Genomic DNA, 23,031 nt, shown 5'->3' on the forward strand with positions numbered 1-23,031 from the left:
AGGGGTAAGAATGAAATTTTGGTATCACTCCAAATTGACCATTGCCGCGCTCATGTTGATGCCGTTCAGCCTCATAACGTTGATCGTAAGCCTATTTAAACGAAAGTTTCGCTCTCGTCATTCATATCCTGTTCCCGTCATCGTCATCGGTAATCTGACCGTTGGCGGGACCGGAAAAACACCCACCATTATCTGGCTCGTAAATCTGTTGCAGTCTCGCGAGTGTCGGGTGGCTGTCGTAAGCAGAGGTTACGGTGCTAAACCAAATCAAAGCTTTCCGATATTAATAGCAGATCAGCATTCAGCGTTTGAAGTGGGTGATGAGCCAACGCTGATACGCAATAAAACCAGTGCTGACGTAGTTATCGATCCGGACAGAGATAGGGCCGTTCGTTATCTGAGTGATTTGCCTCTCGGGCAGAGACCAGATGTGATCATCAGTGATGACGGCATGCAACATTATCGAATGGCCAGAGACGTCGAGATTCTGATGGTAGATCCGTTGCGTGGTTTCGGAAACGGCTTGTTGCTCCCCGCGGGACCTCTGCGAGAGTTGACTTCCCGTTTGCAGAGTGTTGACTATGTTCTCGCTAAACAGACGGGGCCTATGCTCCCCGAAGGAAGGGTTCATACCGCATCGGCGCATACCGAAATGCCGATCAATGCTCAAGGTGAAACCTTAGTAACTACGCAAGTTCACCTGTGTTCCGCTATAGGGAATATTCAGTCATTCATCGATACGATGATTGCGATCGGTTTTTCAGTAAAGGTCGTGCATGATTTCCGAGACCATCAACGGCTACCGGATAGGGTGTTATCAGACAAGCGGCTACCAATTGTGGTCACTGAGAAAGACTTTGTTAAATTACTTGCACCGGCTGAACACGTTTATTTTTTACCTTATGGGCTTGAGTACAGCGACGAATTTAAATGGGAGCTGTTGACCCGAATTGAAGGCGTAATCCATGAAAAAAGTAGTCATTATTCCGGCTAGATTCAGCTCAAGCCGTTTACCGGGTAAGCCCTTGTTGGACATTGAAGGCAAGCCGATGGTAATACGGGTTTGCGAATCGGTTGATGCGGGAGCTTTTGACGCAGTTGTTGTTGCGACAGATGATTCGCGCATCTTCGATGCGGTGCAGAAAGCTGGTTTTCACGTGGTCATGACTCGGTGCGATCACGTCAGCGGTACAGATCGGTTACAGGAAGCAGCTGAGCTGCTCGCGCTATCTGCAGAAGATATTGTGATCAATCTGCAGGGAGATGAGCCATTAATGCCCAGCGTTAATTTAATTCAAGTTGCTGAATTGTTAGAAATGCAGGCATCAGCCTCTGTGGCGACATTGTACGAAGAGGTCGCGGTTGATATAGGTCAGGAAAATCCCAACATGGTTAAGCTGGTTCAAGCGGTAGATGGACGCGTACTGTACTTTAGTCGGGCCGGCATTCCCTTTGACCGTGACCAGCACCGAGTTGGTACCGACAGTTTAAAGCGTCATGTGGGAATCTATGCCTATCGCAAAGCTGCGCTGGATCAATTTATTCACTTTGGTGAAGGGCATTTAGAATATCTGGAAAAGCTTGAACAACTGCGTTTTATGGAAAACGGTCGCCATATTTACGCCGCAAAAGCTCAGTTGCCGATTCCTGTCGGAGTCGATACAGCCGAAGATCTCGAGCTGGTCCGGAAAATATTTAGTGGGAAAGTACAATGACACGCCTCTTGTTTGTTTGTCTGGGTAATATTTGTCGTTCACCAACAGCTCACGGCGTCATGCAGAAAAAGGTAGAAGAGCTGGGGCTGGATTGGATTCATGTCGATTCAGCGGGTACCGCTGCCTACCATGTCGGTAAAAAACCCGATTCAAGAACTCTAGCTGAGGCGAGTAAGGCAGGATATGACCTGAGTCGACTGACAGCTCGACAAGTTAAGGAGTCGGATTTTTATGAGTATGACTATATTTTTGCCATGGACTCGGAAAATTTCCGAAACTTAAAGGCGTTGCGACCCGTCGGATCAAAGGCCTCCTTGCATTTGGCACTCGAATTCACTGATGTTGACGGCACCGATGTGCCGGACCCCTACTACGGCGGAGCATCCGGTTTTCGCGACGTTTTAAACTTGTGTGAAATGTTGTGCGACGACATTTTGAAGATGATTTCCGAAGGAAATATGCGTGCTTGAAATTCAATCCGATGTCCCATTGCAGTCGTTGAATACAATGAGTGTGGAATCCAATGCCCGGTTGTTCGTTAAGTTGACTCATCCATCGCAATTATCAGAAATCGTTTCAGCGGCAGAATCTCACCAATTGCCTATCCGAGTATTGGGCGGAGGCAGCAATATAATTCTGCCTGATTATGTGGAAGCGCTGGTTGTTTTAATGGCGAATAAAGGCATTAAGATTATTGGTGAAGACGATCAGTCAGTGGTAGTAAAGGTTCAGGCTGGTGAAAATTGGCATGAGTTTGTTACCTGGGCTGTGTCTCAAAACTTCTTCGGATTAGAAAACCTTGCGTTAATTCCCGGTTCGGTCGGTGCTGCACCGGTGCAAAATATTGGTGCCTATGGTGTTGAAGTGGGTGAGGCCATAGAGCGCGTCACCGTTTTTGATTTGGTAACAAATTGTGAAGCGGAGTTAATGCCAGTAGATTGTGAGTTTGGCTACCGTGATAGTCTGTTTAAGAAAGAGGAGAATCGCTACGTCATCCTGAATGTTGTTTTTCGATTGGAGAAGGTCTTTTCGCCAGTACTAGGTTATGGTCCATTGGCGGTGTTAAAGCAAAAAAATGATCTGACTGTGTTGGATGTTTATAATGAGGTCGTCAGTATACGTACTGAAAAACTACCATCACCAGAGCAGTTACCCAATGCAGGCAGTTTTTTTAAAAACCCTATCGTGACATCGGATAAGTTAGCGAGCTTGCTTCAGGCGTATCCTGACTTGGTGCATTTTCCTTATTTGACTGAATACAAGTTGGCTGCGGGATGGCTGATTGATAAGGCGGGCTTTAAAGGGCAGTCCGGCGAAAACGGTGTCGGTTGTTATGAAAAACAGGCACTTGTCATTGTTAACCCTGAGCATGCGTCAGCCGTTTCGGTCATGAAATGGGCGTCCAGAATCACTGAAGTCGTGGAAGATACATTCGGTGTAGCGCTGGAAGTTGAACCGAGACATTGGTAAGAAAAAAGGCGCTCATCAGAGCGCCTTTTTTATCACAGGAAAGGATTATTCCTGATTTTCCTGCTCTCGTTTTTGAGCTTCAAGCTGTCGACGCTTAACTTCTCTCGGATCATTCGGTGCCCGAGTCTTTTTAACAGGTTTTCCCTGTTCAGCGATTTCTTTTGACTCTGTATCAGACACTACTGGCTCTGCTGTTGCTTCGACGTTTTCAGGTGTTTCAATACCCTTAACAGGTTCTGCTTCGGTTTGCTCTTCCGAAACCACTGTAGCAATTGGTTCATGAGCTACAACGGGTTCAGGTGAAGCATCTAACGTGGTTTTTTCAATCGCGTCTTCTGCCGCGTTTGTCAGTTCATCCTGTTTTTCTGTGGACGTTGATGCAATCACTGCAGAAGCGGGTTTCGGCTCATCAGTAACCACCTCCAACTCTGTTGTCGACTCGCTGGCATTTGATTTTTCAACTTCAGCAACGGTCTCAACGTTTACTTCAACAGTTGGGCTTTCGGTTACGGTAGAAACAGCTGCTGTCTTTTCCAGCTCAACATCAGTTGCTTCTGTCGTTGGCTCCGGCTTTTTAGTCAACAATTCGAAATCAATTTCGGTAATCGTTTCTTTCGGTTTCACAGGATTGACGCGCTTGGCAGCGTTTTTGCTATCGCCACGTGTCTTTCTGTTGGCTCCTACTTCATCAGACGCTACCCGGCCAGTTTGCGGATCACGGGTTGGTCGCTTTTTAACGTTTCGACGGTTTTGCGCGTTCTTGCTGGATGGATCGTCTGGTTTTTCCGTTTTTTCGGGTTTCTCGGTTTTCGCCTCAACAACTTTACGGGTGTCGTTTGCATCCGCAGGCTTGTTGCGATTTGATGGTTTACGTTCTGCACCCTGTCCGCGATTGCTTTTACCCCGATTGTTTCGGTTATCCCGGGTATCGCGGTTGTCCCGATTACGGCTATTCTTGTTCGCTGGTGCCGGTTTTGTGGATTTCTTAGCAGGTTTTGCTTCGGTTTCTTTATCGGCGAAGAGGTCTGCAAACCATTGGCCAATTTTAGCGAACATACCAGGAGCTTTAGGCTCTTTAGGTGTCGTTGCTTTGGCTTTTGCTTTGACCGGCTCACTTGGCTCTGGAGCAGGGGCGCGAGGCGCGACTTGTAACGAGGAAATAGCCGCTTCCTGAGGTTTGGCTTGGGTTTCCAGTACAGTTTCAGATTCTAACGGAACTTCATCGAACTTGATCGCATAGCTGGGTTCACCGGACGTAAGAGACTCATCGTCATCACGCATACGGATAACTTCGTAATGCGGTGTCTCCATCTGAGGGTTGGGTACGACCAATACGTGAACACCATGACGTTTTTCAATGTCGGTAATGGCTTCTCGCTTCTCATTCAACAAAAAGGTTGCAACCGCCATAGGCACGATGGTCCGAATCTGGGCAGTGCGCTCCTTAAGAGACTCTTCTTCAATAAGGCGTAAAATAGCCAAAGAGAGTGATTTCACGTCGCGGATAGTGCCGTGACCATTACAGCGGGGGCAAACGATACCGCTGGTTTCCCCGAGTGACGGTCGCAAACGCTGCCGAGACATCTCCAATAAACCGAAACGGCTTAGACGGCCGATTTGCACTCGCGCTCTGTCAGACGCGGTTGATTCTTTAATCTTGGCTTCGATCTCGCGCTGGTGTTTCGCTTGATTCATGTCGATGAAATCAATGACCACCAATCCGCCCATGTCGCGTAAACGCAACTGGCGTGCAATTTCTTCTGCCGCTTCCATGTTGGTATTGAAAGCGGTTTCTTCGATATCGCCGCCCTTGGTTGCCCGGCTGGAGTTGATATCGATCGATACCAAGGCTTCCGTTGGGTCTATCACGATAGAGCCACCGCTAGGTAGTTTTACTTCCCGTTGAAAGGCAGTTTCAATCTGAGTTTCAATTTGGTAGCGGTTGAACAGCGGTACGGTGTCTTCGTAAAGTTTGATTTTACTTTGATAGGTTGGCATGACTTTCTGAACGAAATCCAACGCGTAGTTGTACGCGTCTTTATGGTCGATCAGGACCGCATCAATGTCTTGTCTTAAGTAATCGCGGATTGCTCGCAAGATAACATTACTTTCCTGCAAGATCAGGAATGGAGCAGGGCGGGCAACAGAGGCTTCTTTAATTGAAGTCCACAATTGTAGTAAGTAGTCTAAGTCCCATTGCAATTCTTCAGCAGAGCGGCCAATACCGGCTGTGCGTACAATTACACCCATTCCGTTAGGGATATTCACCGTTTGCAATGCGTCACGGATTTGAGCGCGCTCGTCGCCTTCGATCCGTCGTGATATGCCGCCAGCACGGGCGTTATTCGGCATTAATACTAAATATCGTCCCGCCAAGCTAACCATAGTGGTTAACGCTGCACCTTTGTTGCCGCGTTCTTCTTTATCAACTTGAACGATAACTTCAGTGCCTTCTTTAACCAGCTCTTTAATACTTGAGCGAGAAGACATAGAAGGGTCGATAAAATATTCTTTGGCGATTTCTTTGAGGGGAAGGAAGCCGTGACGTTCGGCGCCGAAGTCGACAAATGCCGCTTCTAAACTGGGTTCAATTCTGGTGATACGTCCTTTGTATATGTTGGCTTTCTTCTGCTCACGAAAACCAGCTTCAATATCAAGGTCGTATAGTTTTTGTCCATCAACCAGCGCAACCCTAAGCTCTTCGGCTTGGGTCGCATTAATTAACATTCTCTTCATTGAGGTTAAATACTCTGAATTTTGTTCGTTTCAGAGCAACAAGACAGGTGCCACAGCGGCTAACACCGATAGAAATCGACTACCATGATACAAAAGCACAATAAATGCAGGTCAATACCCACGATGCTTAAACCAAGCGGTCAGTACTGTTTAGGGAAGAGTCTTATGGAGATACCTGCTCTATTTAGAAATATTCGCCTTTTTTGATTGGAATATTATCAACCTGGGGGTAATGACTGCTTTTTCTGTTTCAATCTGTTCTTGCTGCCCAACCAATTTTAATTTTCTGTGTTGGGCACCCTTGCCTGATCACCTGTGTTATCTCTGGATGTCAGACTCGGAATACCAAGCGGGAAGGAATATAGCAGTAAACTGGGGCTGCTTCAACGTAGGCTGACCTGTTATCATCGCGATCCTTATGGTGTGGCTAGGGTTCATGAGTGTCTAAAGTTCGTTTTATTGAAGTAGAAGAAGATCGGGCGGAGCAACGGCTCGACAATTTTCTGCGATATTTTCTTAATAATGTACCTAAAAGCCGAATTTACCGGGTTATCCGCAAAGGAGAAGTGCGAGTTAACGGGAAGCGGGCCAAGCCGGATTCCAAGCTATCTGCTGGTGATATTGTGCGCGTCCCACCGGTGAATAATCCAGAAAAAGAGGCTGTGGTTGCGATGCCGGGTCAATCTTTGAGAAAGGCTCTCGACGCTGCAGTGGTTTATGAGGATGAATGTTTGCTCGCGGTAAACAAACCCAGTGGCTTGGCAGTGCACGGTGGTTCTGGCTTGAAACTGGGTATGATTGAAGCATTGCGTGCGGATCGACCACAGCAAAAGTTCCTGGAGTTGGTGCATCGGTTGGATCGAGATACGTCCGGAGTTGTACTGGTGGCTAAGAAGCGTAAGTGTTTGACGGTCATGCAGGATGAGTTTCGCTCAAAAACCAATGTGCAGAAAACATACTGGTGTCTCGTGAAAGGGCAGTGGCCAGTCAAAGCAACCAAAGTGAATGCGCCCTTGTTACGACATGATGAGAGCGAATCCGGTGAAAGACGGGTTTCCGTACATCCTGATGGCAAAGCATCGGTGACTAAATTTCGACTTTTAAAGCAATTCGCAGATTGCGCCTGGGTTGAGGCGCAGCCAGTGACCGGGCGAACACATCAGATTAGAGTGCATTGCCAATACCTGGGTTGCCCTATTTTGGGCGATGATAAATATCAAGATGCTGAATCTGAACGTATTGCCAAGGCCATTGGTTTAAAAAGGTTATTTCTTCATGCGGCGCAATTAGTGCTGCCGCACCCGGTGACTGGTGAAGAAATGACTTTTGTCGCAGACCTGGACAGCAAGCTTAAGGCATTATTAGCACGGTTAAGTGAATAGGGTAATTCAATGTTTGGACGTATTGATCAAGAAAAAGGTTCTATGAGTAATGTTGGCAGTCAGGAAAAAGAGTGGCGCCTGATTGAGCGTGTTGTTATGGCAAACACGGATGAGCTGCGACGACATCGACGCTGGGGTATTTTCTTTAAAATACTCACATTTGTTTATTTGTTTGGGATATTTGCCTATTTGTGGAGCAGTTCAACCGCGAGTCACGACATAGGACCTACAGGTGGTCATACCGCGGTAATTGATGTTGAAGGCGTTATCGCCAGTGGTGAGCAGGCTGGCGCTGATAGTGTAATCAGCAGTTTGCGGGATGCATTGGCACACAGCGATACTAAAGCCGTAATTTTACGTATCAACAGCCCAGGTGGTAGTCCTGTTCAAAGTTCTTATATTTATAATGAAATCAATAGGTTGCGAGGTATTCATGAGGGTGTTTCTATATATTCAGTGATTGTCGATACGGGGGCCAGCGGTGCTTATTATATTGCTGCTGCCACAGAAGAAATTTACGCCAATGGAGCCAGTGTTGTCGGCTCTATTGGTGTAACCGCGGCCGGGTTCGGATTCCAGGAGCTTCTGGATAAAGTCGGTATTGAACGCCGGGAATTTACGTCCGGGGAACATAAAGCGTTTTTGGATCCTTTTTCTTCGGTAGATCCAGAAGAGCAGGCATTGTTTGAGGCCCTTCTGAATGATGTTCATCAGCAATTTATCGATGATGTGAAAAAAGGTCGTGGCGATCGGTTGATGGAAGATCCCAAGCTGTTCAGTGGGCTTTTCTGGACGGGTAATCAGGCGCTTGAGCTTGGTTTAATCGACGGGCTGAAGTCATCGTCGGAGCTTGCTCGAGAGCTTGGATATCCAAAATTGGTTGATTTCACTTACCGACCGTCTCCTTTTGAGCAATTTGCCCGTAATCTTGGGGTGAGTATCGCGCAGTCCCTGGCAAAAATCAGTTTGCAACAGGGATTTACACTTCAATAAGGTCTTTGGGTGGTGGCTCTGGTTTATTCGAGAGTCGCCACTTTTGATGCCTATTTAGTTTGCGATCAAGGCGTCATGAAGCCGTGCGAGCGCAGCTCATGTGCTAGTGATATCAGCGGAAGACCCACTAATGCAGTGGGGTCGTCCGATCGAATGGATTCAAACAAAGTGATACCTAACGATTCTACTTTGAAGCTACCAGCGCAATCCAGAGGAGCGTCCTGATCTACATAGCGGATGACCTCCTGTTCAGATAACGTCCGGAACCTGACGTCGGTTTTAACCGACCAAGAATGTTCGTACCCAGCCCCAACGACACAGATGCCACTGTAAAATTCAACGGTTCGATCGCTGCTTTTCAGCAATTGATCAATTGCCTTCGCTTCAGTGCCAGGTTTGGTGAGGATGGTTGCCTCATCTGTGAACGTTGCCGTTTGGTCGGAGCCAATGACTAGGTGGTTCGGATGTGCTTTTAACAACGCTTTTGCTTTCTGTTCTGCCAGAAAAATTGAAAGCTTTTCAGGTGACAGATCCAGTGAGTGATCTTCCTTGACGTCTGGGGATTCGGCCAAAAATGGGATTTTCAGCAGACGCATTTGAGCTTGTTTGTAAGGCGATTGAGTCGCTAAAATGAGACGCATAGATAATGAGAGCCCTGTTATTTTATAAATATGGCGATTAAAGCCAGTGGTAGGGCTATTTTCATGAAAAAGCCTTTGACTTAACACCTTGCATACGTATCATACCGCGCCTATGTCAAATTTCGAGTTGCCTGACCGTGTAAATCCTTATCAATTAGCGGACAAAAAGTCTGAATTGAGCGGTGAGATAAATGCGCAAAGGCTAAAACGCTTGGACGATGTAACCGAAGGTGTTACTGAATCTGCTCAAACAACATTGAGTTTTGATTTGGATGACTCTGGGCGTCGCGTTATTACCGGGCATGTACAGGGCGCAGCTGATGTGTTGTGCCAACGTTGCTTAAAAGCCTTTAATTATAAGCTGGAAGGTTCATTTAACCTTGCGTTGGTTTATTACGATGAAATGGCTAAAGCATTACCGGCACATTTGGATTCGTTGTTATTGCTTCCAGATGAGCCTTTGGATGTGGCGAGTATTGTCGAAGACGAGTTGTTACTCTGTCTGCCAATGCATGCAATGCATCCTGAAGGCGAATGCCATATAGAAACCCATTTTGGGGCGGATGAGTCTGGAGAAGTTCCTGAAAGGGCTAATCCGTTCGATGTGTTAAAAGATCTGAAATAATTTTCAGAGAAATCAGTTAGCAGGAGGCTTTAGGCCATGGCAGTTCAAAAATCAAAAGTGACTCGTTCACGTCGCGGCATGCGTCGTTCACACGATGCGTTGTCAACACCAACTCTTTCTGTAGACGCGACAACCGGTGAAACTCACCGTCGTCACCATGTTTCTGCAGATGGCTTTTATAAAGGCCGTAAAGTTGTTGCTGGTAGTGACGACTAATAGGTTTAATGGCTCGTTTTGCCATTGACCTGCACGGAGGGGATTTCGGCCCCTCCGTCATTATTCCCGCCTCATTTCAGTTTTTTCGAGAAAATCCTCAGCATTACGGTGTTCTTGTTGGTGACTCCCGTGTATATCGACCCTATGTCCAGCACTGTCCGACTAATATCGAATGGATCGATGCAGACCCTATTGGGGAGGCTGCTGAGAAGCCCAGTCGGTTATTACGTAAGGACGGCTTCAGTTCCATTGAAATCTGTTTTCGAGCATTACACAACCAAGATGTAGACGTGTTGGTTTCCAGTGAGCACACGGGTGTTTTGTTGGTGTTAATGTCTAAGTACGGTCAACTGCATTCGTTACTGTCGCGGCCTGTGCTGGCCTCATGGTTACCAACACCGGAACGTTCTACCGTGATGCTCGATTTGGGCGCATCTTTTACGGCAACGGCAGATCAGTTGCTGGCGTTTGCGGCTGTGGGGACAGGAATATTGCGCGATACAAACGAACGCCCCAAAGTAGGCTTGTTGAATATAGGTCAGGAGTATTTCAAGGGGCCGCCTGAGGTGCGAGCCGCTCATGAAGCTTTAGCTCAATGGTCTACTATCGATTATCAGGGGTTTGTTGAGGCTTCTGAAGCGTTCAAAGGTGGCCTGGATATTCTTGTCACCGATGGCTTTACCGGTAATTCTGTTATTAAAGCCTCAGAAGGCACGCTTAATCTCATTTTTGACGTAATGCGGGACAACTTGACAAAAGGACTTTTATCCAGACTTCTGGGGCTGTGGTTGAAGCGTCAGATGCGGGCCTCCCTGCAAAGTCTTGATCCGCGCTTGTCTAACGGCGCTCTGGTAGCGGGTAGCAATCTGTTGGTCGTAAAAAGTCATGGAAATGCGGGGGAAAAAGCGTTTACAGCCGCCCTAAAGCGAGCCGGTACGGCAGCCTCTGCCAGTATGGTTGGTTCAATATGGGCAGAACTGGATCGACTCTTAGACACAGAATTGCATTTATTGCGCTAAGCTTCGTGGTGTTTTGTTCATATTTGTTGATTTATATACGAATATCTTTGTTTTCTAGTTCCTATAATTCATAAATGTTTTAACAGTCCGCTGCTTTAAAGTACTCGTATTGGGCGGATAATGCCGAACAATTAAATTTGACAGGGTTTGTGATGAGTAACATAGCGTTTGTTTTTCCGGGGCAGGGCTCACAACAGGTAGGCATGCTGAATGATTTTGCCGAAAAGTTCAGTTTGGTCGCGACGACCTTTGAAGAAGCGTCAGATGCACTCGGTTACAATATGTCTCATTTGATCTCTCAAGGGCCTGTTGAAGAGCTGAATAAAACGGAAAAAACTCAACCAGCACTACTCACCGTCAGTGTTGCTCTTTATCGCTTATGGTTGCAGAACGGTGGTGCAAAACCGGCGCTGTTTGCGGGTCATAGCCTAGGTGAATACAGTGCACTGGTTGCCAGTGGTGTTCTCGACTTTACGGCGGCGGTCAAGTTGGTTGAATTGCGTGGTCAGCTGATGCAGCAGGCTGTGCCAACCGGTGAAGGTTTGATGGCAGCAGTCTTGGGCTTAAGTGATGAAGATGTTGTAGCAGCTTGTGTGGAAGCCACTCAAGGCGACGTTGTCGCAGCAGTAAACTTCAATACCCCAGGGCAGGTTGTGATTGCCGGTTCAAAAGCTGCTGTGGAGCGAGCCATGGTGATTTTAAAAGATAAAGGCGCCAAGCGTGTACTGCCTTTAACCGTCAGTGTTCCTTCCCACTGCGATCTTATGAAACCTGCTGCCGAAAAACTGGCTTCGGCGTTGCAAGATACGATGTTTAACGCGCCACTGGCCCCAATTATCCAAAACAGGGTCGCTGCTGCTGTGACGAATGTCGCCGAAATTCGGCAAAATCTGCTCGAACAGCTTTATATGCCGGTATTATGGACTCGCTCTGTTGCTGCGATGTCGGAAGCTGGTATCAATGAAATTATCGAGTGCGGTCCAGGAAAAGTCTTGACCGGACTTAACAAGCGAATTGCAACTGAAGTCACCCATACAGCTATTGGCGATCTGGCTTCTTTTGAGAAACGAATAGGGTAAATTATGACGGATGCAAAAAAAGTTGCGTTGGTAACAGGGGCCAGCAGAGGCATTGGTGCAGCCATCGCAGACAAGTTAGGCTGCGAAGGCTATGTGGTTGTTGGTACGGCAACGTCTGACTCTGGCGCTGATAAGATTTCAGCCCGTTTCTCTGAAAAAGGGATAGAGGGCAAGGGGTATTGTCTTAATGTGACCGATGCTGAATCTATTAAAGCCGTTATGGCTCAAATCAAAGAAGATTTTGCTGATCCTGCTATTTTGGTCAACAATGCGGGCATAACTCAGGACAACCTGTTTTTACGTATGAAAGATGATGAGTGGCATTCGGTATTGGATACCAATCTGACGTCGGTTTTCAGTATGAGTAAAGCAGTTATCAAATCCATGACTCGTGCCCGTTTTGGGCGGATCGTCAATATTTCATCCGTTGTCGGGTCAATGGGCAATGCCGGTCAGGCAAATTACTGCGCCGCTAAAGCCGGTGTTGAGGGCTTTACCAGGTCTTTGGCGCGTGAAATTGGCAGTCGCAATATCACGGTCAACTCAGTGGCGCCCGGTTTCATTCAAACGGATATGACACACGAACTACCGGAAACCGTGAAAGAAACTCTATTGAAGCAGGTGCCATTGGCGCGCTTAGGTGATCCGGATGAAATTGCTCATGCGGTCGCATTTTTAGTCAGTGATGGCGCTTCTTACATCACTGGAGAAACACTTCACGTCAATGGTGGTATGTACATGGGCTAATTCCGCAAGGTAAATAGTCTTTTCACTTGCCCAATTGAATAACGTTTATATACACTAGCCGGCACATTAAACGGTGCTAAATACTTTTAGGGAGTTCTCATAATGAGCAGCATTGAAGATCGCGTAAAGAAAATTGTTTGTGAGCAGTTAGGCGCTAAAGAAGAAGACGTTACACCTCAAGCATCGTTTATCGATGATTTAGGTGCCGACTCTTTGGACACTGTAAACTTGGTTATGGCTCTTGAAGAAGAGTTCGAAACTGAAATTCCTGATGAAGAATCAGAAAAATTGTCTACAGTACAGGACGCGATCGACTACGTTAACACTCACCTGGGTTAATTGATCAAGTCAGTTTAAAAGAGCCGTATTGACGTTAAGGCAATACGGCTTTTTTTATGGTTTTAAACCGCTTTTATGTTGGCGGATGTGGAGGTATTCAATGTCTAAGCGACGTGTGGTCGTTACTGGATTGGGCTGTATCAGTCCTCTTGGAAATTCTGTCGAAACAACCTGGGAAGGCATTTTGGCTGGAAAGAGTGGCGTAAACTTGATTGAGAATTTTGATACAGAAAAATTCACAACAAAGTTTGCTGCACAGGTCAAAGATTTTGACCCTGCACAATATATGAACCCAAAAGACACCAAAAAAATGGATGGTTTTATCCAATATGGGTATGCAGCAGCGGTTGAAGCCATTCGGGATTCTGGTATAGAAGCCACCGAACAGAATGCTTCCCGTATCGGCGTTGCAGTGGGTTCTGGAATTGGTGGTCTCGATACAATTGAGAAAAATTTTGCAGCCATGTTGAAAGGCGGACCACGTCGCGTGTCACCGTTTTTTGTTCCAGCGGCCATTATTAATATGATTTCCGGTAACCTGTCGATTGAATATGGCTTTAAAGGTCCGAATATTGCGATAACCACCGCTTGCACCACTGGCACCCATAATATTGGCTATGCAGCGCGCACAATAGCCTATGGCGATGCTGATGCGATGATTGCCGGCGGCGCTGAGATGGCGTCTGGTCAGCTTGGTATGGGTGGCTTTGGTGCCGCGCGTGCGTTGTCTACCCGGAATGATGATCCTACCCGTGCAAGTCGTCCATGGGACAAAGACCGGGATGGTTTTGTGCTGGGTGATGGTGCTGGCGTTATTGTTTTAGAAGAGTACGAGCACGCGAAAGCTCGCGGCGCCAAGATTTATGCAGAACTGACCGGTTTCGGTATGAGTGGCGATGCCTATCATATGACTTCTCCACCAGCAGATGGTGCAGGTGCGGCAGCGGCCATGAAAAATGCTATGAACGATGCCGGCTTGAACCCAGTCGATGTGAACTACATAAACGCACATGGGACCTCTACACCTGCTGGTGATGTGGCTGAATCAAAAGCCGCTAAATCTGTTTATGGCGCTGATGCGGATAAAATTGTCGTCAGTTCGACCAAGTCCATGATCGGTCATTTGTTAGGTGCAGCAGGGGCGGTAGAAGCTATCTTCAGTATTCTCGCTATCCGTGATCAAGTCGCTCCACCGACCATCAATTTGGAAAACCCCGATCCTGAATGTGATTTGGACTATGTGGCTCATACAGCTCGTCAAATGACCATTAACCACGCGTTGAGCAACTCTTTTGGCTTTGGCGGGACAAATGGATCGCTGATTTTCAGTAAAATCTGATACTATCCGGGGCTATCTCTAGCCCCGAACTCTTTATGGAAATATGTTTAGTTAATGGCCAACCCGGTCATATCTCACCTGACCACCGGGCGTTGGCCTACGGTGATGGTTTGTTTGAAACCATTCTTTACCATTCTGGACATCTTGAGTTCCTTGACGATCATTTAGCGCGTCTCATGCATGGTTGTGCTGCGTTGAAATTACATTGGTCGGTAGTTGATCAGACTAGGCTGATTGCGCAACTGACCGAATTAACCGCAGGGTTATGGGAACCACATGTCATTAAAATTATGGCTTTGCGGCGCTATCCGGGAAGGGGCTATGGGTTTGATAAACTGGCTCAGTCAACCGATCTCATTATTCAGATAAAGCCATATCAAAAGCCTGATTGGTGTTTTGCGTTGGCAAGGGTTTGTTTGGCTTCAACGAAGATTTCGGTAAATCCTTCGTTAGCAGGCATGAAACATTTAAATCGACTCGATTCAGTCTTGGCCCGTGCTGAATATGAAAGCTCTCAATTTGATGAAGTTCTGCTATGTGATACTGAAGGCTTTGTGATGGAAGGCAGTATGAGTAATCTGTTTCTTCGGGTGCACGGTCAATGGATGACACCCGATTTATCGCAATGCGGGGTCGCTGGCATTATCCGTAAGCAGCTTCTGGATAAATTTTCTGAAATTCAGGTGGCCAAGTGTCATGTAGATAGTCTTCGAGACGTTGATGCTGCCTTTGTTTGTAACAGCCTTATCGGCGTTGTCCCTGTTGGGCGTTTAAACCAGCGTGACCTATCCGTCGCGGCAGAGATAAATCTATTTAGAGAAAATATAGGTATCCCGTGTTAAAGAAAATATTAATTGGGTTGTTTTTCCTCTCCATAGCGATTGGAGCTGCATTGACCAGCTATTTACTGAAGGAAGTTCAAAAACCAATGCGCTTCAGTGATACAGAAACCAGTTATGTCGTGGAGCGGGGCGCTTCACTAAAGCGGGTTTTGAATGACTTTGCCGTCAGAGGGTGGATAACCATGCCGCGGGTGCATGAAGTTTGGTTACGCTATAACGAACTAACTAAGTTGCAGCGTGGCGAATACATATTGACGTCCGATATGTCATCGACTGAGGCGGTGAAGAAGATTATTGCGGGTGAAAAACTACTTCGGTCCATTCAATTTATTGAAGGAAAAACATTTGCCGATAATCTTCAGGTGTTAAGCAGGAATTCGTTTGTTTTGCATACTATTGGCGATGCCCATCAAGAAGAAATCATGGCTCAAATATCATCAGATATTCAACATCCTGAAGGTTGGTTTTTCCCAGATACCTATTTTTTTGAAACGGGCACAACCGATATCGAAATTCTCAAGTTGGCGTACCAGAGAACGCAAAAAGTTCTCGCCGAAGAATGGGGGAAAAAATCGGCAGAGGCTGAAGTGTCGACGCCCTATGAAGCTCTGATATTGGCATCGATTATTGAGAAAGAAACCGGCGCCGCTTTTGAAAGACCGATGATTTCAGGTGTCTTTACCCGACGTTTAAAGCAGGGAATGCGGTTACAGACCGATCCGACCGTTATCTATGGGCTGGGACCGGATTTTAATGGTAACTTAACCCGCAGTCATTTGCGTGCGGATACGCCTTACAATACATACACGCGCAAAGGCTTGCCACCAACGCCAATCGCAAATGCCGGGCGCGAAGCCATTGCGGCGGCGTTGAATCCTGCAGATGGCAATACCCTGTTTTTTGTCGCCAAAGGCGATGGTACCCATCATTTTTCCGTGACTTTAGATGAACACAACCAAGCTGTCCGGCAGTATCAGCGCTTCGGACGCCGGTCCGACTATCAGTCAGCTCCAACAACCGCCACCAGCGGAGATGAACCTCAATGAACGCGCAATTTATCACCATAGAAGGTTTGGAAGGGGTTGGAAAAACCACGCAAGCAGAAGTGCTTTGTCACTGGTTGGAATCTCGCTCGATACCCTATATACGAACAAGAGAGCCTGGCGGGACAGAAATCGCAGAACACATCCGTACGGTTGTTTTGTCGCATCACGAAGAAAAAATGGATCCAATGACCGAATTGCTATTGGTTTTCGCTGCTCGGCAGCAGCATGTTGAAACCAAAATCAAACCGGCTCTCAGAGCGGGAAAGTGGGTTGTTTCCGATCGTTTTACGGATGCAACTTATGCCTATCAAGGTGGCGGTCGACAGCTCGACAAAGCCATAATCCGTGAGTTGGAGTTATTTGTATTGAAGGACTTTCAGCCCGATCTGACTCTTTGGTTTGACTGTGATGCAGAGCTTGGGTTGTCCCGCGCGCGCGCGCGCGGAGAACTGGACCGAATTGAAACGGAGGCCATTGATTTCTTTAATCGTTGCCGTTCAGCCTATACCGAAAGACAAGCAGAAAACGCTCTGCGCTTTATCCGTTTGGATGCGTCTGCAACAATCAATGACGTTTCAAAGCAGCTGATAAGCGAGTTGGAGAAACGTTATGGATAATCTGCCTGTTTGGTTGAAGACCTCCTTTGACGCCATATGTCAGCAGTATCGTCAGCAAAAGTTACCGCATGGAATGCTGATTGTTGGCCATAAAGGTGATGGTGCTGGCTTGTTCATGCAGCATCTGGTTAATTATTTACTGTGCCTGAACCCAAGCAGCACGGCCTGTGGACACTGCAAATCCTGTCAGCTACAACAAAGCGGTCATCACCCAGACTACTTGGTAATTGAACCAGAAGGTAAGAGTATGACCATTAAGGTCGATGCTATTCGCGGGATGAACAAAAAAGTCTCCGAAACGGCGCAGCAGGGGGGTAATAAGGTTGTTTATATTGAATCTGCCCAAAAGATGAACGCGAATGCCGCTAATGCGCTTCTCAAGGTACTTGAAGAGCCGACCCAAAACACCTTTATTCTCTTGGAAACGGATCAGCTGGGTCAGACGCTACCGACGATCCGTTCTCGTTGCAGGATTGTTCAGCTGGATAAGCCCAGTATCGAACAATCTCTCGACTACCTGGCTACAAAAGGCTTGGCATCAGACCCTTACTCCGCCTTAAGTGTTGCTTTTTTGCGCCCGTTGGAAGCGTTGACGATAGAAAAGGAGCAGCTTGATCGATGGTACGAAGCCGAAAGTAAATTCCTTTCAAATCAAAGTTTTACCGAGTTAAGCCAATACATTTTCACGACCAATATCGATGATTTATACAGACAAATTCTGGTTTGGGTCGATTCTGCGGTCCGGCTGCAACAAAATGCAAAAATAGAGCTTGCGCCGGTTTCAGAAGGGTTGTTAAAGTCACTGCAAAGTCAGAATAGCGTTTCGTTATTCCGTTTTCGTGACTATATTGTAGAAAAAATGACGGCGATGAAGCGGCAATCAAATTTGAATGCCCAACTGTTAGCCGAAGACTTGGCATCCCGTTGGTTGGAAATGAGAGGAATACAATGAACCCTAAATTAGGCGGCGCCCGTAGTGGTATTTTGTCCATTACTATGAAAGACAAAGCCGTTTTATATGCAGCCTACATGCCGTTTGTTAAAAATGGGGGGTTGTTTATTGCAACGAATAAACGTTTCAATATTGGTGACGACGTTTTCCTGCTACTAACCCTGATGGATGAACCAGAAAAAATACCGGTTGCTGGCAAAGTTATCTGGATCACACCCAGAGGTGCGCAGGGAAACCGAGCAACGGGTATTGGAGTGCAGTTTTCTAAGAAGAATGAACTGGCTAAAGACAAGATCGAAACATATTTAGCAGGGGCTTTGAATTCAGACAAGCCAACACACACGATGTAATTTGTTGAGCAATTGCAGAGCCATAATGCTCTGCACACCACAGTTGAATTCCTATGCTCGAAGATCAGTTTACCATTGCCGAACAGAGTCCCTCCGAACGAGCCGTTATTACCTCGGCCCTTAATCTGTTCATTATCCATCATGAAAACACCATTAATGTGGCACAGCTCATGAAAGCGGTGGGTGTGAGCAAAGCTACCTTTTATAAATATTTTGCCAATAAAGAAGATGTCTACGCCGCCATATTGTTGACCGATGAAATGGCATTAACGTCTATGTTAAAAGATTTGCGCGTGTACGGAACTGTTTCGGATTTGCTTGAGCAGTATTTGAAGTTTCGCATTCAGCACGTTGAAAAATATCGGGTACTGGTTCGTCTGGAAAAGTACTTGCTGGAAAAAAAATGCGAATTACCGAGATTTACACAATGGCAGCTTCTTCGACGCCAACATGTCGATGAGTTTTCGTCGATAGTTGAATCGAAACTGTCCCGAATGAAGCCTATTGATAAAGAAAATGTTCGTTTCTACTACGGTCTGGTGTGGTCTATCGCTAATGGTGTTGCGAACTTGTCAGAGTCCGATTTCTTTCATGAACTCATTCTGGATAGGCGAGGTTTTACCCGATTTTTATTGGAATCTGTCAGTTCAATCGGGGAGGGCAAATAGTGCAACGACTAGATGAGTTGTTAAAACAAATATCCGCCCAATCGTCACCTCCAGTAGAGTTGTGGAACCCTGCACATTGTGCCGATATGGACTTGGTTATTCGTCACGATGGTCAATGGGTTCACGAGGGCAGTGTTATAGAGCGCGCACCTCTGATTAAATTATTTGCCTCTATTTTGAAGTACGAAACGGGAGAATATTATCTCGTTACGCCAGTTGAAAAAGTACGCATTACAGTCGAGAACACACCTTTTATCGTTAGTCGTGCCGAGCACATCAACGATCGTTGGTTTATGACGAACAATCTGGGGGAAGTGAAAGAGTTAACGAATGAGGCACACTTAAATGTCAGTGACGATCAGAATCCTGTTATTTTTTGGCGGTCAAATTTAACGGCTCGGATTAATCAGAGTGTAATGTATCAGTGGCAGACATATGCACTGGATCATGAAGGTTTGCAAGATTCGAAGCTATGGTTACACAGTGGTGAAGATTTAATTCTATTGGCAACCGTGGAAGAATAAAAGCCAACTGCAGGGCAGTTGGCTGGTTTGGCAAACAAGCGTTTACATGTTTGGATAGTTTGGCCCACCGCCACCTTCTGGTGTGACCCAGGTGATATTTTGGGCAGGGTCTTTAATGTCGCACGTTTTACAGTGAACACAGTTCTGAGCGTTGATTTGGAAGCGCTGTCCACCCTCGTCCGACGCCACCACTTCATAAACACCAGCGGGGCAGTAACGTTGCGCTGGTTCTGCAAATTTAGGCAAGTTATCCCGAATCGGCAGCTCGGTATCTTTCAGCTGTAAATGCACAGGCTGATCTTCTTCATGGTTAGTGTTGGACATGAACACTGAACTTAACTTATCGAACGTCAATTCTCCATCGTACTTTGGATACTGAATGGGCTGATATGCAGAGGCTGGTTTTAACTGAGCATAATCTGCCACGGGATCTTTCAATGTCCAAGGCAGTTTGCCGCGGAAAATATTCATGTCGATGAAACAGTAAGCTGAGCCTAAAATATTGCCCCACTTATGTTGAGCAGGGCCAAAGTTGCGTTGGAAGTTGAGTTCCTCAGCAACACTACTCTGAGCGAAACGAACAGCGTAATCGCTTAAGTCTTGGCCATAGTCATAACCCTTATCCATTTGCGCCAGAATGGTGTCCGCCGCGATCATGCCGGAACGCATTGCAGTGTGTGTACCTTTGATTTTGGCGCCATTGAGCGTGCCAGCATCGCAGCCAATCAGTAAACCACCAGGGAAGTGCATTTTTGGTAGGCACTGAGGTCCACCTTTGTTTATCGCTCGGGCACCGTATGACAAGCGTTTGCCACCCTTGAGGTATTTGGCAAACAAAGGATGCTTCTTCATGCGTTGAAATTCATCGAACGGTGAGATGTAAGGGTTTTTGTAGCCTAAATCAGTGATCAAACCAATTGAAACCTGATTGTTTTCATCGTGGTACATAAAGGCACCACCGGCGGCTCCGTGTTCTTCTAATGGCCATCCTGCCGTATGAACCACGAGGCCCTGCTCATGTTGTTCAGCTGGAATTTCCCACAGTTCTTTAATGCCAATGCCGAAATGCTGTGCATCTTTACCTGCGGCCAGGTCAAATTTTTCTATAACACGCTTACCCAGATGCCCGCGCACGCCCTCAGCAAACAGAGTCGTTTTGGCATGCAATTCCATGCCAGGCATAAAGCCTTCCTTTTCCGAACCGTCGGCGGCAACACCCATATCCCCGGTGATAATCCCTTTGACAGAACCATCTTCCGCGAATAATACGTCTGCAGCAGAAAATCCAGGGAAAATTTCCACGCCAAGCCCTTCGGCCTGCTCTGCCAGCCAACGGCAAAGGTTACCAAGGCTGATGATGTAATTACCGTCGTTATTCATGGTGGTTGGGACAAACAGGTGCGGTACCCGTATATTTGAAGTCTCCGACCGTAACACATGAATTTCATCGCGCTGAACGGGAGAGTTGAGAGGGGCGCCAAGTTCTTTCCAATTTGGAATCAACTCATTCAATGCGCTGGGTTCCAGTACAGCCCCGGACAGAATATGGGCGCCAACTTCGGAGCCTTTTTCCACAACACAAACCGTTATTTCTTTTCCTGCGTTTTGAGCGCCTTGCATTAACCGGATAGCCGCAGACAGCCCTGATGGACCTGCTCCAACGATTACAACATCAAATTCCATGGATTCACGTTCCATAGAAACCTCCTGAATAGCCACATAACAGATAGCAATAGATGGGAATAAACTGCTACTTGTGAGTTTTTGTTATTAACAACAGTCTTTTACACTGAAAACTGCGCTTTCACCCGGAGTTTAACCCTATCAAACAAAAAATTAAAACAACTGTTTGAAATTTGCGTTTAAAACGGCTTAAATGCTTCTTGTCTCTGACGAGGAGGCCGTTCCATTGACGCAAATAATGCGTTTATCCAATAGTCACGAGTGTTCTGCGAACCTCAGACTGTACTGCGCAATGGAGCCAATCAGGTTCAGAATTCGTTTCCCGATTTTCAATCGTTGCCGGAAATCACAAGAATTATTGAGGACACTATGAAAATTTTGGTACCCGTAAAACGCGTTGTTGATTACAACGTTAAGGTCCGAGTGAAGGCAGATCATTCTGATGTTGATCTGACTAACGTCAAAATGGACATTAACCCTTTCTGCGATATCGCTGTTGAAGAAGCAGTGCGTTTAAAGGAGCAGGGCGTTGCCACTGAAGTGGTGGTCGTCTCTATTGGTGAAGCAAAAGCAGAAGAGCAGATTCGCCGATCCATGGCGATTGGTGCCGACCGCGGAATTTTGATCACCACTGAACAGGCTGCGAGCTCACTGACCGTGGCAAAGCTGTTGAAAGCGGTCGTTGAACAAGAGCAGCCAGGTCTGGTTATTTTAGGTAAACAGTCTATTGATACCGACAATAATCAGACTGGTCAGATGTTGGCCGCATTAACGGGTATGGCCCAAGGTACCTGTGCAAGTAAAGTGACCGTTGAAGGTGATTCTGTCCAGGTGGTCCGCGAAATTGACGGCGGCCTGCAAACGGTGGGTCTGAAGTTGCCTGCAATCGTTACCACCGATTTACGCCTTAATGAACCAAGATACGTTAAGTTACCTGACATCATGAAGGCGAAACGCAAGCCTTTGGATAAAAAAACACCAGCAGATTTTTCTGTCGAAGTGAAAAACACGGTATCGACGTTAAAAGTTGAGCCACCAGCACAACGCGAAGCCGGCATTAAAGTAGGTTCAGTTGCTGAACTTATCGACAAACTGAAAAACGAAGCGAAGGTGTTGTCATGAGCATATTAGTCATTGCGGAACACAATAATAGTGAGTTGGCCCCAGTAACCGCCTCTGTTGTCGCTGCGGCGGCTCAGATTGGTGGTGAAATTACAGTACTTATTGCCGGTAAAAACACGGCTTCAGTCGCGGAATCCGCGGCAAAACTAACCGGTGTGAATAAGGTTTTACATTGCTCTGCGGATCAGTATGAGCATGCGCTGGCCGAAAATGTGGCCGCGTTAGTTGTTAGTGCGGCAAGCGGATATACCCATATTCTGGCCGCTGCGACAACTTCCGGTAAAAACTTCATGCCACGTGTGGCAGCCATTCTGGATGTTGAGCAGATTTCTGAAATTATCTCGGTAGAGAGTGCAGATACATTTAAACGTCCTATCTACGCAGGTAACGCAATTGCAACGGTTCAGTCAAATGACAGTGTTAAGGTTTTAACCGTTCGTGGCACGTCATTTGATGCGGTTGGCAATGAAGGTAGTGCAACCATAGAAGAACTGGCAAGCGTTGCTGATGCTGGTGTCAGCCAGTTTATCAGTGAAGAGTTGGCTGTGTCGGATCGTCCAGAGCTTACTTCAGCCGGTATCGTTGTGTCTGGTGGACGCGGAATGCAGAATGGCGATAATTTTGAGCTTTTGTACAAGGTTGCAGACAAGTTGGGAGCCGCAGTTGGGGCTTCTCGCGCTGCAGTCGATGAAGGCTTTGTGCCAAACGATATGCAGGTTGGTCAGACTGGTAAAATTGTTGCCCCTGAACTTTATATTGCCGTCGGTATATCGGGTCAAATTCAGCATTTGGCGGGTATGAAAGACAGTAAGGTGATTGTGGCGATCAATAAAGACGAAGAAGCTCCGATTTTTCAGGTAGCTGATTATGGCTTGGTCGCCGATTTGTTCGATGCATTGCCTGAGTTGGAAGCTGCGCTTTAAGTC

General features: G+C 46.7%; 25 protein-coding genes. 22 read left to right on the forward strand and 3 right to left on the reverse strand.

What is annotated here, in order from left to right:
* The first annotated feature begins 10 nt into the window (after positions 1-10).
* The 4 genes from lpxK to murB are packed head-to-tail and all read left to right on the forward strand — an operon-like array spanning position 11 to position 3,185.
* Entirely contained in the window at positions 11-994 is a 984-nt protein-coding gene (lpxK, locus tag IYN85_RS05795) for a tetraacyldisaccharide 4'-kinase (RefSeq protein WP_196157871.1), read from the forward strand.
* Entirely contained in the window at positions 966-1,715 is a 750-nt protein-coding gene (kdsB, locus tag IYN85_RS05800) for a 3-deoxy-manno-octulosonate cytidylyltransferase (RefSeq protein WP_196157872.1), read from the forward strand. The genes lpxK and kdsB overlap by 29 nt, the downstream gene beginning before the upstream one ends.
* Positions 1,712-2,185: a low molecular weight protein-tyrosine-phosphatase gene (locus IYN85_RS05805; RefSeq protein ID WP_196157873.1), complete on the forward strand. Its 474-nt coding sequence runs from the start codon at positions 1,712-1,714 to the stop codon at positions 2,183-2,185. The genes kdsB and IYN85_RS05805 overlap by 4 nt, the downstream gene beginning before the upstream one ends.
* Positions 2,178-3,185, forward strand: coding sequence for a UDP-N-acetylmuramate dehydrogenase (gene murB, locus IYN85_RS05810; protein WP_196157874.1), 1,008 nt, complete (start codon positions 2,178-2,180; stop codon positions 3,183-3,185). The genes IYN85_RS05805 and murB overlap by 8 nt, the downstream gene beginning before the upstream one ends.
* Positions 3,186-3,230: 45 nt before the next feature.
* Here the strand turns inward: murB and rne are convergent, their stop codons facing one another.
* Positions 3,231-5,921 (reverse strand): ribonuclease E, encoded by a 2,691-nt coding sequence (gene rne, locus IYN85_RS05815; protein WP_230390488.1) that lies wholly within the window; start codon positions 5,919-5,921, stop codon positions 3,231-3,233.
* 440 nt (positions 5,922-6,361) lie between these two features.
* On the opposite strand from rne, the gene IYN85_RS05820 reads away from it, so the two are divergent.
* Both IYN85_RS05820 and IYN85_RS05825 read left to right on the forward strand, forming a co-directional pair.
* Positions 6,362-7,303: an RluA family pseudouridine synthase gene (locus IYN85_RS05820; RefSeq protein WP_196157875.1), complete on the forward strand. Its 942-nt coding sequence runs from the start codon at positions 6,362-6,364 to the stop codon at positions 7,301-7,303.
* A 9-nt stretch (positions 7,304-7,312) separates the two neighbouring features.
* Positions 7,313-8,296, forward strand: a complete 984-nt coding sequence (locus IYN85_RS05825) for a S49 family peptidase (RefSeq protein WP_196157876.1) — start codon at positions 7,313-7,315, stop codon at positions 8,294-8,296.
* A gap of 65 nt (positions 8,297-8,361) precedes the next feature.
* Here IYN85_RS05825 and IYN85_RS05830 read toward each other — a convergent pair whose 3' ends face one another.
* On the reverse strand, positions 8,362-8,937 hold the full coding sequence (locus IYN85_RS05830) for a nucleoside triphosphate pyrophosphatase (RefSeq protein WP_196157877.1): 576 nt from the start codon (positions 8,935-8,937) through the stop codon (positions 8,362-8,364).
* Positions 8,938-9,049: 112 nt separating this feature from the next.
* On the opposite strand from IYN85_RS05830, the gene IYN85_RS05835 reads away from it, so the two are divergent.
* The 14 genes from IYN85_RS05835 (at position 9,050) to IYN85_RS05900 (ending at position 19,300) form a co-directional block, all read left to right on the forward strand.
* The gene (locus tag IYN85_RS05835; RefSeq protein WP_196157878.1) at positions 9,050-9,562 is read left to right on the forward strand and encodes a YceD family protein; all 513 of its coding nucleotides are present in this window, start codon (positions 9,050-9,052) and stop codon (positions 9,560-9,562) included.
* Between the two features lie 36 nt (positions 9,563-9,598).
* Positions 9,599-9,778 (forward strand): 50S ribosomal protein L32, encoded by a 180-nt coding sequence (rpmF, locus tag IYN85_RS05840; RefSeq protein ID WP_196157879.1) that lies wholly within the window; start codon positions 9,599-9,601, stop codon positions 9,776-9,778.
* 8 nt (positions 9,779-9,786) lie between these two features.
* On the forward strand, positions 9,787-10,797 hold the full coding sequence (locus IYN85_RS05845) for a phosphate acyltransferase (RefSeq protein ID WP_196157880.1): 1,011 nt from the start codon (positions 9,787-9,789) through the stop codon (positions 10,795-10,797).
* Positions 10,798-10,946: 149 nt separating this feature from the next.
* Positions 10,947-11,876: an ACP S-malonyltransferase gene (gene fabD / locus IYN85_RS05850; protein WP_370592161.1), complete on the forward strand. Its 930-nt coding sequence runs from the start codon at positions 10,947-10,949 to the stop codon at positions 11,874-11,876.
* 3 nt (positions 11,877-11,879) lie between these two features.
* Positions 11,880-12,623 carry a 3-oxoacyl-ACP reductase FabG gene (gene fabG / locus IYN85_RS05855; protein WP_196157882.1) on the forward strand — a complete coding sequence of 248 codons (744 nt, stop codon included), beginning with the start codon at positions 11,880-11,882 and terminating at the stop codon, positions 12,621-12,623.
* A gap of 102 nt (positions 12,624-12,725) precedes the next feature.
* A complete protein-coding gene (acpP, locus tag IYN85_RS05860; RefSeq protein WP_008043529.1) occupies positions 12,726-12,962 on the forward strand; it encodes an acyl carrier protein in 237 nt (78 codons plus the stop codon).
* A 100-nt stretch (positions 12,963-13,062) separates the two neighbouring features.
* Entirely contained in the window at positions 13,063-14,301 is a 1,239-nt protein-coding gene (gene fabF / locus IYN85_RS05865) for a beta-ketoacyl-ACP synthase II (RefSeq protein ID WP_196158499.1), read from the forward strand.
* 35 nt (positions 14,302-14,336) lie between these two features.
* Entirely contained in the window at positions 14,337-15,143 is an 807-nt protein-coding gene (pabC, locus tag IYN85_RS05870) for an aminodeoxychorismate lyase (RefSeq protein ID WP_196157883.1), read from the forward strand.
* A complete protein-coding gene (mltG, locus tag IYN85_RS05875) occupies positions 15,137-16,189 on the forward strand; it encodes an endolytic transglycosylase MltG (protein WP_196157884.1) in 1,053 nt (350 codons plus the stop codon). Before pabC ends, mltG begins: the two co-directional genes overlap by 7 nt.
* Entirely contained in the window at positions 16,186-16,806 is a 621-nt protein-coding gene (tmk, locus tag IYN85_RS05880; protein ID WP_196157885.1) for a dTMP kinase, read from the forward strand. The genes mltG and tmk overlap by 4 nt, the downstream gene beginning before the upstream one ends.
* Positions 16,799-17,758, forward strand: coding sequence for a DNA polymerase III subunit delta' (holB, locus tag IYN85_RS05885; RefSeq protein WP_196157886.1), 960 nt, complete (start codon positions 16,799-16,801; stop codon positions 17,756-17,758). The genes tmk and holB overlap by 8 nt, the downstream gene beginning before the upstream one ends.
* Positions 17,755-18,108 carry a PilZ domain-containing protein gene (locus tag IYN85_RS05890; protein ID WP_196157887.1) on the forward strand — a complete coding sequence of 118 codons (354 nt, stop codon included), beginning with the start codon at positions 17,755-17,757 and terminating at the stop codon, positions 18,106-18,108. Before holB ends, IYN85_RS05890 begins: the two co-directional genes overlap by 4 nt.
* 53 nt (positions 18,109-18,161) lie before the next feature.
* Positions 18,162-18,776, forward strand: a complete 615-nt coding sequence (locus IYN85_RS05895) for a TetR/AcrR family transcriptional regulator (protein ID WP_196157888.1) — start codon at positions 18,162-18,164, stop codon at positions 18,774-18,776.
* Positions 18,776-19,300, forward strand: a complete 525-nt coding sequence (locus IYN85_RS05900; RefSeq protein ID WP_196157889.1) for a DUF1285 domain-containing protein — start codon at positions 18,776-18,778, stop codon at positions 19,298-19,300. Before IYN85_RS05895 ends, IYN85_RS05900 begins: the two co-directional genes overlap by 1 nt.
* 42 nt (positions 19,301-19,342) lie before the next feature.
* Here IYN85_RS05900 and IYN85_RS05905 read toward each other — a convergent pair whose 3' ends face one another.
* Complete coding sequence (locus tag IYN85_RS05905; protein ID WP_196157890.1) at positions 19,343-20,998, reverse strand: electron transfer flavoprotein-ubiquinone oxidoreductase; 1,656 nt, start codon at positions 20,996-20,998, stop codon at positions 19,343-19,345.
* Between the two features lie 354 nt (positions 20,999-21,352).
* Here IYN85_RS05905 and IYN85_RS05910 point away from each other — a divergent pair, with 354 nt between their 5' ends.
* Both IYN85_RS05910 and IYN85_RS05915 read left to right on the forward strand, forming a co-directional pair.
* Positions 21,353-22,105 (forward strand): electron transfer flavoprotein subunit beta/FixA family protein, encoded by a 753-nt coding sequence (locus tag IYN85_RS05910; protein ID WP_196157891.1) that lies wholly within the window; start codon positions 21,353-21,355, stop codon positions 22,103-22,105.
* The gene (locus IYN85_RS05915) at positions 22,102-23,028 is read left to right on the forward strand and encodes an electron transfer flavoprotein subunit alpha/FixB family protein (RefSeq protein WP_196157892.1); all 927 of its coding nucleotides are present in this window, start codon (positions 22,102-22,104) and stop codon (positions 23,026-23,028) included. Before IYN85_RS05910 ends, IYN85_RS05915 begins: the two co-directional genes overlap by 4 nt.
* Positions 23,029-23,031: the final 3 nt, after the last annotated feature.

Origin of the sequence: Reinekea sp. G2M2-21 (assembly GCF_015687175.1) — a bacterium.
In the GTDB taxonomy this organism is placed as follows: Bacteria; Pseudomonadota; Gammaproteobacteria; order Pseudomonadales; family Natronospirillaceae; genus Reinekea.

Excerpts from the sequence above, each read along its gene's own strand:
- lpxK (WP_196157871.1), top strand. The coding sequence starts at position 11 with ATGAAATTTTGGTATCACTCCAAATTGACCATTGCCGCGCTCATGTTG.
- kdsB (WP_196157872.1), top strand. The coding sequence starts at position 966 with ATGAAAAAAGTAGTCATTATTCCGGCTAGATTCAGCTCAAGCCGTTTA.
- IYN85_RS05805 (WP_196157873.1), top strand. The coding sequence starts at position 1,712 with ATGACACGCCTCTTGTTTGTTTGTCTGGGTAATATTTGTCGTTCACCA.
- rne (WP_230390488.1), bottom strand. The coding sequence starts at position 5,921 with ATGAAGAGAATGTTAATTAATGCGACCCAAGCCGAAGAGCTTAGGGTT.
- IYN85_RS05825 (WP_196157876.1), top strand. The coding sequence starts at position 7,313 with ATGTTTGGACGTATTGATCAAGAAAAAGGTTCTATGAGTAATGTTGGC.
- IYN85_RS05830 (WP_196157877.1), bottom strand. The coding sequence starts at position 8,937 with ATGCGTCTCATTTTAGCGACTCAATCGCCTTACAAACAAGCTCAAATG.
- IYN85_RS05835 (WP_196157878.1), top strand. The coding sequence starts at position 9,050 with ATGTCAAATTTCGAGTTGCCTGACCGTGTAAATCCTTATCAATTAGCG.
- rpmF (WP_196157879.1), top strand. The coding sequence starts at position 9,599 with ATGGCAGTTCAAAAATCAAAAGTGACTCGTTCACGTCGCGGCATGCGT.
- IYN85_RS05845 (WP_196157880.1), top strand. The coding sequence starts at position 9,787 with ATGGCTCGTTTTGCCATTGACCTGCACGGAGGGGATTTCGGCCCCTCC.
- fabG (WP_196157882.1), top strand. The coding sequence starts at position 11,880 with ATGACGGATGCAAAAAAAGTTGCGTTGGTAACAGGGGCCAGCAGAGGC.
- acpP (WP_008043529.1), top strand. The coding sequence starts at position 12,726 with ATGAGCAGCATTGAAGATCGCGTAAAGAAAATTGTTTGTGAGCAGTTA.
- fabF (WP_196158499.1), top strand. The coding sequence starts at position 13,063 with ATGTCTAAGCGACGTGTGGTCGTTACTGGATTGGGCTGTATCAGTCCT.
- pabC (WP_196157883.1), top strand. The coding sequence starts at position 14,337 with ATGGAAATATGTTTAGTTAATGGCCAACCCGGTCATATCTCACCTGAC.
- tmk (WP_196157885.1), top strand. The coding sequence starts at position 16,186 with ATGAACGCGCAATTTATCACCATAGAAGGTTTGGAAGGGGTTGGAAAA.
- holB (WP_196157886.1), top strand. The coding sequence starts at position 16,799 with ATGGATAATCTGCCTGTTTGGTTGAAGACCTCCTTTGACGCCATATGT.
- IYN85_RS05890 (WP_196157887.1), top strand. The coding sequence starts at position 17,755 with ATGAACCCTAAATTAGGCGGCGCCCGTAGTGGTATTTTGTCCATTACT.
- IYN85_RS05895 (WP_196157888.1), top strand. The coding sequence starts at position 18,162 with ATGCTCGAAGATCAGTTTACCATTGCCGAACAGAGTCCCTCCGAACGA.
- IYN85_RS05905 (WP_196157890.1), bottom strand. The coding sequence starts at position 20,998 with ATGGAACGTGAATCCATGGAATTTGATGTTGTAATCGTTGGAGCAGGT.
- IYN85_RS05910 (WP_196157891.1), top strand. The coding sequence starts at position 21,353 with ATGAAAATTTTGGTACCCGTAAAACGCGTTGTTGATTACAACGTTAAG.
- IYN85_RS05915 (WP_196157892.1), top strand. The coding sequence starts at position 22,102 with ATGAGCATATTAGTCATTGCGGAACACAATAATAGTGAGTTGGCCCCA.